Source organism: Pseudoalteromonas sp. SMS1 (genome assembly GCF_021530565.1).
Lineage (GTDB): Bacteria > Pseudomonadota > Gammaproteobacteria > Enterobacterales > Alteromonadaceae > Pseudoalteromonas.
This window is the reverse complement of the sequence record NZ_JAKGBI010000011.1, coordinates 1-13,432: the sequence shown is the minus strand read 5'-3', so window position 1 is coordinate 13,432 and position 13,432 is coordinate 1. Positions and strand designations below refer to the sequence as shown.

Annotated in this window: 11 protein-coding genes; 10 read left to right on the top strand and 1 reads right to left on the bottom strand. The window is 43.3% G+C overall.

What is annotated here, in order from left to right; genetic code table 11:
- On the bottom strand, positions 1-3,852 hold the full coding sequence (locus tag L1286_RS12500; protein WP_235407389.1) for a TOMM system kinase/cyclase fusion protein: 3,852 nt from the start codon (positions 3,850-3,852) through the stop codon (positions 1-3).
- A gap of 556 nt (positions 3,853-4,408) precedes the next feature.
- Between L1286_RS12500 and L1286_RS12495 the strand changes: the two genes are divergently transcribed.
- The 10 genes from L1286_RS12495 to L1286_RS12450 form a co-directional block, all read left to right on the top strand.
- Entirely contained in the window at positions 4,409-5,128 is a 720-nt protein-coding gene (locus L1286_RS12495) for a hypothetical protein (RefSeq protein ID WP_235407388.1), read from the top strand.
- 5 nt (positions 5,129-5,133) lie between these two features.
- Positions 5,134-5,748, top strand: a complete 615-nt coding sequence (locus tag L1286_RS12490; RefSeq protein ID WP_235407387.1) for an aspartyl/asparaginyl beta-hydroxylase domain-containing protein — start codon at positions 5,134-5,136, stop codon at positions 5,746-5,748.
- Between the two features lie 42 nt (positions 5,749-5,790).
- The gene (locus tag L1286_RS12485) at positions 5,791-6,303 is read left to right on the top strand and encodes a GNAT family N-acetyltransferase (protein WP_235407386.1); all 513 of its coding nucleotides are present in this window, start codon (positions 5,791-5,793) and stop codon (positions 6,301-6,303) included.
- Between the two features lie 57 nt (positions 6,304-6,360).
- The gene (locus L1286_RS12480; RefSeq protein ID WP_235407385.1) at positions 6,361-6,666 is read left to right on the top strand and encodes a DUF6916 family protein; all 306 of its coding nucleotides are present in this window, start codon (positions 6,361-6,363) and stop codon (positions 6,664-6,666) included.
- Between the two features lie 29 nt (positions 6,667-6,695).
- Positions 6,696-7,244 (top strand): phage tail protein, encoded by a 549-nt coding sequence (locus L1286_RS12475; protein ID WP_235407384.1) that lies wholly within the window; start codon positions 6,696-6,698, stop codon positions 7,242-7,244.
- Positions 7,245-7,259: 15 nt separating this feature from the next.
- Complete coding sequence (locus tag L1286_RS12470) at positions 7,260-7,787, top strand: phage tail protein (protein ID WP_235407383.1); 528 nt, start codon at positions 7,260-7,262, stop codon at positions 7,785-7,787.
- Between the two features lie 14 nt (positions 7,788-7,801).
- A complete protein-coding gene (locus tag L1286_RS12465; RefSeq protein ID WP_235407382.1) occupies positions 7,802-8,350 on the top strand; it encodes a phage tail protein in 549 nt (182 codons plus the stop codon).
- Positions 8,351-8,390: 40 nt separating this feature from the next.
- Positions 8,391-9,515, top strand: a complete 1,125-nt coding sequence (locus L1286_RS12460; RefSeq protein WP_235407381.1) for a S8 family peptidase — start codon at positions 8,391-8,393, stop codon at positions 9,513-9,515.
- A gap of 59 nt (positions 9,516-9,574) precedes the next feature.
- Positions 9,575-10,759 (top strand): TIGR03032 family protein, encoded by a 1,185-nt coding sequence (locus L1286_RS12455; protein ID WP_235407380.1) that lies wholly within the window; start codon positions 9,575-9,577, stop codon positions 10,757-10,759.
- A partial coding sequence (locus L1286_RS12450; RefSeq protein ID WP_235407379.1) for a beta strand repeat-containing protein occupies positions 10,759-13,432 on the top strand: 2,674 nt, incomplete at its 3' end. The genes L1286_RS12455 and L1286_RS12450, both read left to right, overlap by 1 nt.

Here is a 13,432-nt window from a genome sequence, read left to right as displayed (position 1 = left end):
CTAAATTATTTGACGGTGTAGCTTCGTAAACTCTTCAAAGTAGAGTGCTTCATCGAGCTGTTCGAATTCAGTTTCTGCTTGTTGTAGCTTTTCTTTTGCGAGATCGGATTGGCCACATGTGTGGTGTATATCTGCGAGTAAAGTAGTCAGCCAAGCTTTGTGAGACTTAAGGCCAACCGCATCTAAAAAGCCAGTACCCTGATTAAATAATTCAAGACTTTCGGCATCTTTTTGAACTTTGGCAATGGCCCACCCTTTGAAGCATTTAGCAAATGCAATCCAGAGTTGATAACCATATTGTTCTGAAATGGCTAACGCTCGCTCTGAATAATTTAAAGCTTCCTTTGGACAATCGCGTAAAATTGCGACCTGAGCAGCCCGGGTTAAGCTGTGTGAAATGGAATGTGGATGCTTACTATCTACTGCCAAATTTAAAGATCTTTCTAGCCACTCATCACAAAGTGCTATTTCACCAGTTTGTAAGGCATTGAGTGCGCCGTAGATTAAAATGGCTGTTTCTAAGTCATAAGAAATCAAAGATTGATAATAAGTTTTATAGTCGATATCCAAACATTCTAAGCTCTGCTTGAGTTTTATTAAGCCCTGTTTAGGATCTCCTTGTACTGTGGCCATTTGGCCCTGCATGAACAAAGCAGGCGCTTGTAAATAAGCTTTATCAGGGTCAGAGAAAGCAATCTTTGAGAGCTTTTCTAAAGGTGCGCAAGCGAGTTGGTGCTGGCAGGTCACAATACCAAATACAACACTGACAAAGTAAGAAGCCACTTGTAACTCAATATTTGCTGCTTCTAAATTAAGCTGCGAAAGCTGGTTGTAGTGGTGAGCGACGTCAGGATCTGAAAACCCCCTTGTTGAAGACAATGAGGTTGCTAGTCCCAAATGAACCTGTGCGTGCAAATTAATATTATCTAGCGCGGCATTGTCCAAAATACTTTGTGCTTGTGAAAAAATATTCAATGCTTCTAAGTGAGCGCCTCGTTGATTATGCTCAACTCCACTAGTAGCCATGAGCGTGACACCGGGTTCATATTGATTTGCACCGATATAATATTTCGCCCTCATTACATTTGGTACTTTGTTAGCAATTTCTGTATAAGCTTCTTCCTCGAGCACTTTGACCAAAGCGCTAAATAAGTGCACTTTAGAATCTGGCTGCAGGGAATCTAAAACTGCATTTTGCACCAATGCATGTTTAAAGATGTAACTATCGCTTTTGACTCTTCTTTGATGAACAATGAGCCCTTTTTGAAGTAATTCTTGCAAATCGCTTTGAAGTTGATCATCACTAAGTGGTGAAACCGCTCTCAGAAAATCGTAATCAAACTCTCTACCAATAGACGCGGCAAGCTGGGCTGATTCTTTTGCATGTAGTAGGTTATCGAACTTTTGTTGTAATGACTCTCTCAAACTGCTTGGAATTTGGTCTAGTTTATCTGGACTTACAAAGTTAATGACACCTTTGAAATCTTGAACGAGGTTCTTCTCTTTCAACATGGCAACAAGCTCTTCGATAAACAATGGGATTCCATCTGTTCGGTTGACAAGTATATCACTTACTCGGCTGGAAACTTTTTGACAATCGAATAGCTGCTCGATGAAATCGGTTGTAGCTTGCGCGGTTAGCTTGCTTAGTTCTATTTCGAGTAGAGATAGTGGCGCTAGTGATACTGGCGCTTTTTGTCGAGATGTGTTGATCATGACATTGCCACCTTTCAACTGGGTAGCAAAATAATGAATAAACTCAAGCGTGGTTAGGTCTGCCCAGTGAATATCCTCGAATATATAAAGCTTATTGTCAAAAATACTATTTAACCCTGTCATCAGTAGGATCGACAAACCATTAAACAACCACTGTTTTTGCACATCAGGAGATAAAGAGGATGGCTCAACGCCTTCTGGCAGCTCCAAGTTTAGCCAAACTAAGATAATTGGCAATATAGTATCTGTGTCTTGAGAATCTACATGCGACGCTAATAGCCCTTTGATTATTTGGGCGACTTCCTCGCTTTTCAGCGCGTCTATATTAAATAGGTACCTAACTAAATTTAGAATAGGGTAGAGTGCGTTATTTTGGTGTTCCGGTAAACATTGCGCGACTAAGTGCTGGTATTTACTGGCATTGTCTCTTACTTCTTGTAGTAATCTAGATTTACCAATACCCGCTTCGCCATAGATATGTGCAATGCGAGTGTTATTTTCCCCGTTAATGACAGACAGTGTTTTATCTAACTCTAATTGACGACCTATCAATTTATGGTTGGTTTTGGTTCCACGCATAAAACCAAACGCTTCTATGCGTTTTTCACCTTTGAGGTTGTATATAGTATGCTGCTCAAAAGATAAACCAATTTGAATATTATCGTAATAGTCAAAATCGCTGTAGGGTTCTAAGATAGAACGAGACTCCGCAGAGCACAAAATTTGGCGCTCGCCAGCAAGGCGCGCGAGTGCCATTGCTGTATTGGCAACATTCCCTTCAGGCACTGCATTTGCGTATGTCACAAAAATACCCGAATGAATTCCAACATGTGCATTAAGCTGAATTCCGTGGGCTTCTTGCATTAATGCATTGCGCTTTGAAAGCTCACTAATTACCTCAAGCGCGGTGCGAGCACACAACCTTGTATCATTGTCGCTGGCAACTGGGTAGCCAAAATAAAACAGCATTGTATCTGCGAGGTTTCCGACATGATATGCGCCAAATCGTGTGGCAATATCAATGCAGTGGTTACGTTGGGATTTGAAAAGTGTATCTATGATATCTAAATCTTTGGCGCCATCATTGAGTCGTTTGGCACTCAACCTAAGTGCCAGTACGGTAATTTGTTTGCGCTCTGTGAGTGTGGTGTAGTCATGCGCAAGCGGACTGTTTGGGTCATCATTTCTTAATACAACCGTATTGTCGTCGTAGCCATGTTGGGCTTGAACATCAGCTAAAATTCCGACTAAGTTAGAGACATTCATCAAATTGAGTTCTGAAAATATCTCTTGACCAGAAATCACACGCTCTGTGGCATTTTTTTGTAAAACTCGACGTAATAACCCCGACAGTGGGTGGCCCAAAAGTGCACTCGGAATAGGAATATGTACATCGCTCAGCTGTTTGTGATAAATCGATGCAACACTGGATCCTGTGACCGCTGGCATACCTGTTAAACACTCTAAAAGCACCAGTCCCCATACGTACAAATCAGTTTTCTCTGAGGCTGGTTCACCTCTTAGCTGCTCGGGCGCGCTGTATGAAGGGGTGCCGATTGTTTCTTGCGTTAGGGTAATCGTTGAAAAGTCTTGGTGTCGGTTCTCTTGAGTAAGTGTGCCGATACCAAAATCTAAGATCTTGGCATGCGTCTTCGCCCCTGACTGGGAAAGCATAATGTTGGCAGGTTTGATATCTCGGTGAATAATGCCTTTTTTATGAGCATGAATTAATGCGTCTAATACCTGCAGCATTATATCTGTCGCGTTGACAGCATCTAATGCGCCTTCTTGCATTAAATACTCTCGTAAAGATTGCCCTTCTACATATTCAAAAACGCCAAATAGTAAGTGCTCATCAACCTGTCCCTTATCAAGTAGCCTAACAATATGCGGATGTTCTAATTGGCCGCTTAATGCTGTTTCGCGTTTAAAGCGTTCAATATATCGCTTCTTTTTAGCGTCTTCCAAATGTGGCTCTAACGCCAAAAACTTAATGGCGACAGTTTGGTCAGTATTTTTATTTCTCGCTTTATATACCTTGCCGAAACCACCTTCCCCAATTTTATAAAGTAGCTCGTATTGAGTCGAGTCGAAGCGGTTTTCTATGTATGGGTCAGAAAAATGAGTTAGTGACATGATAATTGTTTCTTCGAGTTATTTATCTGCTGCCAGAATACGGTTGTTATTGTTAGCCTGTGCGGATCTTACATCGTTTTTTAAAAGATGACGATGGCAAGTTCTATTTAATTTGACATCGAAAAAATATACGATTTTTGACCTAGTAAGAAATAATGGTGCAACATTAATTGTCCTAAATTTTGGTATTAAATAGCTGGTGAAAAAGCAATAGTAAAAGAATTTTACACGCTCTATATTTCAAAATTATTGAATATATTGCTCCAATCCCTTGTCGTCTGTGGTGCTAACTATTTTTTAGATATACATGGTTGTATCGAGCATGTAAACAAGTTTTTTCCAATACTCTGTATGGTTGTGATTTTGTAAATTGTTGCCATGTATATAAAAGGGTTGCCATGTATGCTTAGCCAAATGGATTGCGAAATGTTAATTGGGTAATAAATTTACCATCAATTAAATAGTGATATGGTTTGGTGTAATCTCGTGTAATTTATTATTGTTTTGTATTTTGTAATAATCGATTCGGTCGTTTAATGAAGATGCAGGGTAAGTTATGGAACGTCGTTCATTTTTAAAGTCATCGGTATCTGTATGCGCAACAAGTTCGCTTTTTTCATCTGCGTACTTATGGGCCCAGTCAAATGGAACGAGATTAGAACGCCACACTCAAAGGTTGTCGGGTGATGATTTACGTCAACTACAATCTCAGTTTCCTACTTTATTAATATCGAGCCCTCAAAATACGCCAGTAGAAGTTACATTGAAGCCCGTAATCGCTAGGCGCTATGCAAATCAAGCTTATATTTTGTTTGAACTTTCAAAAGAAGTTTTAATATTTAATCGCGTCGGTGAGCAAGTCGGCGCAATACCCGTCCCATCCGTTATCGGCCATATTAAAGATTTTGCAGTCGACGAAAAGCGCCAACGAATCTTTGTCGTGAGCGGGAATACACACTCAATTTATACAATCGACTTTAATGGACATATACAAAATATATTTGGCGAGTTTGGTATTGAATTACCCCAACAGTTGAGTGGTATTAAATCAATTACGTTGGATGATAGAGGTCTAGTCCATATATTAAATGGCTACTCAAACAACGTAAAAGTGTTTGATGACCAAGGCGTCTATCAATTTAGCTATGCGCCTAGAACATTTGGCAAACAAGCGAACTTGGAATCTATTGATGGATATCAAACAATTCGTATATTGGGTGGCAAGTTCAGAGATATTGTTTATACCTTTGATGTGTATGGAAAGCCTGTGGGTTGAGGAATATGGGGAAAGAATTAGGTCACTTTGACAACCCTATCGCGTTTGCTAAGTTGCCTATGAGCTTTGCATTCGAACCTATCAGAGCAGAAATAGAAAAGTTGTGTGACGCGCAGTGGCATATGCATGTCAATCAAGCTTGCTTCAGCGGCTCTTGGGATGTACTGCCGCTTTATAGTAAGGAGGAACACCTAGAAGCACATCCTATCTTGCAATGTTTTTCAATTGAGCAAACCAACGCCGACTTTGTTCCGTTGCCGATAATGAAAAGTCTACCCTCATTGGTTAACTTCCTCGCACAGTTTCAATGCCCACTCAAGTCAGTCAGGCTGATGCGACTGAAAGGGGAAAGCAACATACTGCCGCACAATGATCATCAGGTTTCAATGGAATACGGTGAAGCAAGAATTCATATCCCAATCAGTGGTATTGGTGATGTTGACTTTACTGTTGATGGTCGAAAAGTACCGATGATGCATGGCGATGTTTGGTATGTGAATGCACATTTAGAACACAGCGTTGTCAATTTGGGCGCCGAATCAAGAATTAATCTAGTTATTGACTGTAAAGTAGAAGATTGGCTGGAAAGTATCATAAAAAGTTCCGAGCAAAAATTTTAAAGCTGCGTATACTCAATAAATGCACAAAAGAGGATAAGGAATATGGTGCAATTTACCATACCAGAGGGGCTTCATATTCGCCCTTCAACAGCGAGCGATAAACCATTTATTGAAAAGCTGCACAGAGAAGTAAGACAGGATTTGCAGTGTATTGATGGCGAGCGTGACTTTATTGAATCAATTGTTGATATGCAACTGAAAGCGCAAACCCAAGGCTATGGTGCTCAGTACCCCAACGCCATGTACTTCATTATTGAAAAGCATGGAGAATCCATAGGTAAAGCGACATTAGATTTTGGCCATAATGAAATTCGTTTGATTGACATTGGCTTTTTAATCGCCGCTAGAGGACATGGTTTTGGGCGAGCAATTATTCAGTCGTTTCAACACTGTGCTGCGCAATCGGCGGTGCCATTAACCTTATCTGTTTTGAGTCATAATTTGGGCGTTAAACGCTTGTATTTAGAACTTGGTTTCCAAATCTCAGAGGTTCAGCCTCCCTATGAATTAATGATTTGGTATCCCCCAGCGATGAAGCGCATCGTAGGCGTTTAATTCGGTTCTGTCATTGTTCAGAACCTTGGTTAATCAAAACATAAAGAGCGGCAATTAATGGAAAAAGTCACACAAGAGCTAATGCATTCGTTGGTGGGTGAAGAGATCGACGTATTCTCTATACAAAGTGAGCAGCGCGTTGGAAAGCTAGCGATCACTAAAGTTGAAAAAGGCAGAATTGATACAGAAGAGTTTTCCTCTTTTAGTATTTCTTTGCTTGGAGATCCTAAAAACCAACTACCTCAAGATAATTACCTGTTTAAGCACAGCGCGTTTGGTGAGTATCCGATGTTTATGAGCATACATGATGTTGATAAGTATCAGATTATTATTTCTCGTCAACGTAATCGAGAAGTGGGTTAAACCCAAGTCAAAAGTAAGGAGTGGTTTTTATGGTTAATCCCTATTTAGGCATGATGCAAATGATTGCCTTTAACTTTCCACCAGTTCACTGGGCGGCATGTAACGGCGCACTCATCGCCGTCAATGACAACCCAGCTTTATTTTCATTACTCGGAGATACGTTTGGCGGTGATGCACGCACCAATTTTGGTTTGCCTGATATGCGCGGGCGTGCACCTGTCTATCAAGGTAAATATGGCATTATTCAACAGGGTCAGAAAAGTGGCTTTGAAGACGTGACATTGACCAATGCGCAAACGGGGCATAATCATGACTTCCAAGTTAACTCGTTAGAAGGCGATAGTTTTTTGCCTTTTAGTAACTCAAACCCAACTGCTCGTTACACAATATCGACCGCAAATACACAGTTTCCTACGGGGGTGAAGGAGTTTTACGCAGACAACTCAGGGGGATTAGATACGTTGTCTTCTCAGAGTATTGGCACAGTGGGGTCAAATGCGCCGCATACCAATATGCAACCGACTACCGTCATCGGCTTTATTATTGCACTTAATGGTGCCTACCCGCCAAGAAACTAAGCAAAGGAGCAGAATATGAGTGATGCATATTTAGGGGAAATTCGCATGTTTGCAGGCGTTTATTCTCCCTACCACTGGTCATACTGTGCAGGCCAGTTACAAGCAATAACTGACAATCAATCTTTGTTTAGCTTATTGGGGTCTAATTATGGCGGCGATGGTCGCAGTACTTATGGTTTACCAGATATGCGCGGACGCATCCCTGTGGGAGATGGCCAAGGACCTGGATTGACAAATAGGGTTTTGGGTCAGCGTTTTGGGATTGAACAGGTTGTTTTGTCAACAGCCCAATTACCAGCACATAGTCACACAGTGCAAGTCACCAGTGCGACTTCAGAGTTGCAAGCTCCGGTACATGGGCAATCTTATGTCGGGAGTGAATTGCATTTTTTACCTGACTCAACCGCAGGGTTAGAAACTAACCCGTTCAGTAGTCGCGCCATAGGCACAACAGGCGGTGACGAACCGCACGAAAATAGAATGCCTATGCTATATCTAGGTTTTATCATTTGTATGAACGGTTTATACCCGTCTCGTAACTAAAAGGAGTACTGAAAATGGATCCATTTATTGGTCAGGTTGATATGCTGCCTTATACCTTCGCTCCCGTTGGTTATACATTCTGTGACGGGCAATTTGTTGATATTTCTCAAAATCAGGCGTTGTTCGCTGTAATTGGTACTACGTACGGTGGCAATGGTCAAACAAACATGCAAATGCCAGACTTACAAGGTCGCAGCCCAACAATGTTTGGTACTGGACCGGGTCTGTCTCCAGGGGATTTGGGTGACAGAGTGGGTTTGCCTGATGTGGTGCTGATGGAAAGCCAGCTACCTTCGCACACCCACGAGTTGTACGCAGGAAAAACAATCAAAGATGGTTTGGTTGATAGGTCAAATGGCACCGGGTTACTCTCTGCTGCTAGAGCCACAACCGGGGGGGTTGCTCGGGTCTATTCGTCAGATGATTTAGGTGGATCGAATATCTACCTTAATCCACAAGCGGTGTTGAGCAATGGTCAAAATCAAGCACACGAAAATAGACAGCCATATTTAGCAGTACAGTTCTGTATTTGTATAGATGGTATTTTCCCACCGCGAAGTTAAAAGGGATGTGCAGGGAGTGAAACTGTTTTGGTGTTTCTTTATGCTGTTAAGTCTGGGAGTTGTCGCACAAGATAACTCCCATGTGCCTTTTATTACTTTTAAAAACCATACACAGTCGATTGAATTATTTCCCTCAAATCAGAGCAATATATATGATAGCAATATCGGGTTTCAGTTTTATCTAAATGGCAAAATTATTGTTCAAACCCCGAAAAACCAAAAGCATGTACTTGATAGCCTAAAAAAAATGGGGAAAGTGCAAGTGCTTGCGCAGCTCAAAGACAGCCAAGTTGTTTTAATATCAAAGTTTTCAGACTCTTTTTCTAAAAGTTACTCTCTCATAGAAAGCTTGCCGCATATTATGGCTGTGCAGCCAGATTTCGCAATTGTGCGAACGACGACAAAGCCCTTCAAACATGACGCACAAAACACCCCAAAACTAAATATTGCGCGCTTGAAAACAACACAATGTGAAATTAAGTCAACAGCTAAACGGATTGCCGTGATTGATGATGGTTTTGATTTGTCGAAGCCGCACCTCTCAGTATTTAAAGTATTACTCGAGTATGATGCTGATCGGCAACAGGCCGCGATCAATGATCAAAGTAACGTGCGCAGGCACGGCAATATGGTCGCTGGGGTGATTGCCAATCAACTTTTGTCCAAATATGGCCCCAACACACAAACAGTGGCGGAGTTAATTGCCATTCGCCAAGCTAGTACGCTTAATTCAGCGATGATTTTAGCGTTTAGTGTTTCTCAAAAAATGAATGTGGACGTAATTAACAGCAGCTGGACTTTGCCGTTTGTTTCTCAGCTCTTGAGAAATGTTATTCGAGATGGTTTGACGCATGGCGGGGTGTCTTATGTGGTGGTGTCTGCGGGCAATCATGGTAAAGATGCTTGTGCAGCGAACAAGCTATCAGAGATCGAAGGGGTTACAACAGTGGGGGCATTGTCCCATGATGGGAGCATCGCGGCTTATTCAAATTATGGCCGGTGCGTTGATGTATATGCGCCAGCCAACTTTTCATCACAAAAAACGAGCACGCATATAGTGCAAAGTGGTACTTCCTCTGCCGCAGCCATGGTGACAGGGGAAATTTCGTACTTGTTAGGGTGTGGTCTCTCAAGCAGTGAGATTGGACTAATAAATAAAAATTAAAATAAAGCTTGTTTGATTGTTGGGTAGCTGTCAGCAGCTACTCGCTAAGGAGTAAAGACATGCAAGGGTATCAGGAACAAGGCTACGGAAGCACAAGCGACGAACGGGACTTCGTCAATTTAGATTTTGCCAGTGAGTATAGCGAGAACTTTCCTAAAATCCTCCAAGCGTTGGGGGTTTCTTTGGCCGTTTCGAGCTATCAATCTCATGCCGTTATGCTGCTAAGAAGTAAAGCTGACGCACTTAATTGTAGCGTTAAAAAGTTCGTGAGACCCATGGGCTTGAGTGTCAGCGACAATAGGCTTCTGGTAAGTACAGTCAACCGCATCGTTAACTTTAAAGCAAGTGGCATGTCACGCAACAGTGTGGTGAGTGGTAGCCTCGATGACCTTGATACTCTTGCGAGTAAGCTGCGCGATGCGCAGCGTGATACAACGACTTTTAAGCAGCTGCGAAGCGAACAAATCAATGCGATTAAACAGTGTGATGTTTTGTTTACAGAGCGCTCCTCACTTACGACGGGAACGTTAAATACCCACGATATTGCATGGGGAGACGAAGGTTTATGGGTGGTTAATTCAAGCTTCTCATGTTTGGCGACGTTGTCTTCCGAGAACGGTTTCACGGCTCGTTGGAAGCCTCACTTTATCAGCGAATTGCAACCTGAAGATAGATGCCACCTAAATGGCATGGCGATGCTTGATGGTAAACCACGATATGTCACTACTTTTAATACTAAAGATCAGCAAGACTCATGGCGAACAGCGCTCAATGGGACTTTGATGGATGTGGAAACAAATGAAATCGTGCTTGATGGACTTTCGATGCCGCACTCACCCAGATGTCATAATGGCGTTGTTTATTTTTGCAACTCTGGATGTGGTGAAGTCGTCAGCTTTGACCCTGCAACAAAAAAACAGTCGACGGTTGTAACTCTACCAGGCTTTACGCGTGGTTTGGCCTTTTATGGCGACTTGATGTTAGTTGCGACGAGCCATGTTCGTGCTTCGAAAACCCTTAGCACTATTCCCTTAGCCGCGTCGCATACTGAGCGCGATACCGTATGTGGTGTATGGATCATTAATAAACACAACGGCAGTGTGTTATCCAAGTTGACGTTCAAAGGTGATGTGAGTCAGCTGTATGACTTGTGCATTATCCCAAACTCTACTTATCCCGAATTGATAAGTGGCGATGATGCAATCTCTGCGCACTTGTATGATTACAATCAGGAGGTACTGTAATGAAAAAGCTTGATATGGCGACGTCAATATTAGGTGTAATGATCCCCTCGCTTGTGGCTGCGAAGCCTTCGCCGAATATTACCGATAGTTATTTTAAGGCTGCGCATGAAGTACCGACTTTAAACTCCATCAAAGTTGGCAACGAGACTGACTTTCAGCGTTTATCATCGACAGGTGAGTCAACGTCAGCGGCGTTTGATATAGAAAAACAAACTAACGTTGAAATCATAGCGGATAATGCTAAATCAGCGACGCTAGCTTTTCTAGCTGAGCAGGGGCTCCTTGAAAGTGGCGGTATACAGGCTACACAAATCAATGGTGAGGTAAGCATTGCGAAAGAGCTGGCAGCTTCTTGCCAAGTGAGCTTTGGTTGTACCACGGCCTATGGCAGTCAAGCCAGTTGTGAGGCGGGACCAGGCCCAGGTGTTTGGTATCCCGATACAGATGATTGTACCGCGGCTGCACCTGATCCCGATATTAACTTAAAGGGGAACGGTCAATCAATTACATCAGGAACAACGGCTTTAAGTGCCAGTAATCATACGAATTTTGGTTCACACCAAACGGGTGGAAGTAACTTCACACGTACGTTTACCATAGAAAATGTAATTGCCGCTTCTACACTCACTTTGAGTGGTTCGCCTTTGGTAAGCATTTCGGCGTCTAGTGATTTTTCTATCTCAAGTCAGCCTGGATCAAGCTCTCTCAATGGCGTGACCAGCACGACCTTTGTGGTTCAGCTTGACCCAACGACAGTGGGCTCGCCTACCGCCACCGTTACTATTACGAGTAATGACCCAAATGAGGGGACTTATACTTTTAATGTTGGGGCTACGGTGACGGCCGCAAATACTGCGCCAGTCGTTGATTTAGATACAGCCGCTGGGGGGAATAATCGCGCATCAGCATTTTCAGAGGGAAGTGGTGGAGTTGGTATCACCAACAGTGCCAGCGTTACAGATGCTGAATCGGATACCATAAAAGCCATCACCGTGTCGCTGACAAATGACCAAGATGGTGCGTCAGAGGGATTAAATGTGACTGCGTCTGCGCAAAATGCGTTGAATGGCATAAGTGGTGCCTCTGACATTACTTTGCAAGATACCATTTCGATTACTGGCGCAACGGCGACACTGAGCCAAGTTCAAACATTCTTAGATGCCATTACGTATAACAATACCTCATCCACGCCAAACACAACGGCAAGAACAGTGACTGTGGTTGTCAATGACGGCACGGACAACAGCGTATCTCGCACTTCAACGGTAAGTGTCACAAATGTGACATCGACGACATCCTCAGCAGCGTCGTTTAACACAACAACGGGGGCTAATTTAAATCCATCAATCACCTTTAGCAGTGAAAACGAGTCGCTAACGATAGCGCAAACGTCCCATGCGACTGGATCAACTGCAGATGGTGGAGGGGGCACCGACACCCTGAATGTTTCTGATGGCGTGGATATCAGCGGGCTCACTTCACTTACGAATTTTGAGACATTAGACGCAGCGAATAACGGCAACCTCACACTGAGTGAGACGCAGCATGAGTCTTTCACTACCATAAATGGGGTGGGTACCAATCAGTTCACCATTGCTAGTGCAAACGGTGATGCGGCATTGACCGCGGATGCTGACATTGAAACCTATGTGCTAGGTGCTGCGATGACGTTGACTTTGGGCAGTGCCTCGCAAAATGTCACAGGTAGCAGTAGTAATGATACGGTCAATGTCGCTGCATTCACAGCCACCGGTACGTTAAACACTGGGGCGGGAACAGGAGATACCTTGCAGCTCTCAAACGGCGCAAATATAGCCGGGGCTACTGTCTCCAATATTGAAGTGTTAGAGCTCGTTTCTGGTGCTTCCGTGACGATGACAGAAGCACAGCATGATAATTTTAGCTCTGTGACGGCATCAGGCACAGATACGATCACGGTTTCTGCTGCAACAGATGGCTTAACGGGCAATGCGGCCATTGAATCATATATTCTGTCGGTTGGGAATACATTTACATTAGGCGCTGCGCCGCAAAATGTGACGGGCAGCGGCAATAACGATGTTGTTAATGTGGGTACAATCACTGCGGTCGGTACATTAACTGGGGGGGCAGGGACGGATACTTTGTCTGTAGGGAATGGCGGCAGTATTTCAGGCGCCACGGTTTCTGGGTTTGAGAATTTAACGTTATCCAGTGGTGCGTCAGCAACTTTTAGTGCATCTCAATTATCACAGTTTTCGGGTACTGTAACAGCCGCTGGTACAGAGACCATCACTGTGAATGGGGATGGAAGCGTATCTACTGTAGCTGGCATAGAGCATTTTGTGCTCGGAGATGATTCTAGTAATAGCAGAACGGTGACAATCTCTGCAGCTGGACATTCAGTCACGGCGACTAGTGCAACGGATGCAGTGACATTTGATGTAGGTACTTTGACGTACACGGGGACCATATCGGCAAATAGTACGGTTGCAGATACATTGAACATGTCTAATGGCGCGGATATCAGTGGCGCAACCATTTCAAATGTCACCAACTTGTCTCTCGCTACGGGGGCATCGGTTACGATGACCGTACCGCAACATCAGGGTTTTAGTGGTTCTATTACCGCAGGAGGCACTGAAACGATTGTTATCTCAGGTGACGGTGATTTTACTGCGCTATCAGGAATTG

What these genes read in the sequence shown, in the direction of transcription:
- L1286_RS12500 (WP_235407389.1), bottom strand. Translation starts at nt 3,852, where the DNA reads ATGTCACTAACTCATTTTTCTGACCCATACATAGAAAACCGCTTCGAC.
- L1286_RS12495 (WP_235407388.1), top strand. Translation starts at nt 4,409, where the DNA reads ATGGAACGTCGTTCATTTTTAAAGTCATCGGTATCTGTATGCGCAACA.
- L1286_RS12490 (WP_235407387.1), top strand. Translation starts at nt 5,134, where the DNA reads ATGGGGAAAGAATTAGGTCACTTTGACAACCCTATCGCGTTTGCTAAG.
- L1286_RS12485 (WP_235407386.1), top strand. Translation starts at nt 5,791, where the DNA reads ATGGTGCAATTTACCATACCAGAGGGGCTTCATATTCGCCCTTCAACA.
- L1286_RS12480 (WP_235407385.1), top strand. Translation starts at nt 6,361, where the DNA reads ATGGAAAAAGTCACACAAGAGCTAATGCATTCGTTGGTGGGTGAAGAG.
- L1286_RS12475 (WP_235407384.1), top strand. Translation starts at nt 6,696, where the DNA reads ATGGTTAATCCCTATTTAGGCATGATGCAAATGATTGCCTTTAACTTT.
- L1286_RS12470 (WP_235407383.1), top strand. Translation starts at nt 7,260, where the DNA reads ATGAGTGATGCATATTTAGGGGAAATTCGCATGTTTGCAGGCGTTTAT.
- L1286_RS12465 (WP_235407382.1), top strand. Translation starts at nt 7,802, where the DNA reads ATGGATCCATTTATTGGTCAGGTTGATATGCTGCCTTATACCTTCGCT.
- L1286_RS12460 (WP_235407381.1), top strand. Translation starts at nt 8,391, where the DNA reads ATGCTGTTAAGTCTGGGAGTTGTCGCACAAGATAACTCCCATGTGCCT.
- L1286_RS12455 (WP_235407380.1), top strand. Translation starts at nt 9,575, where the DNA reads ATGCAAGGGTATCAGGAACAAGGCTACGGAAGCACAAGCGACGAACGG.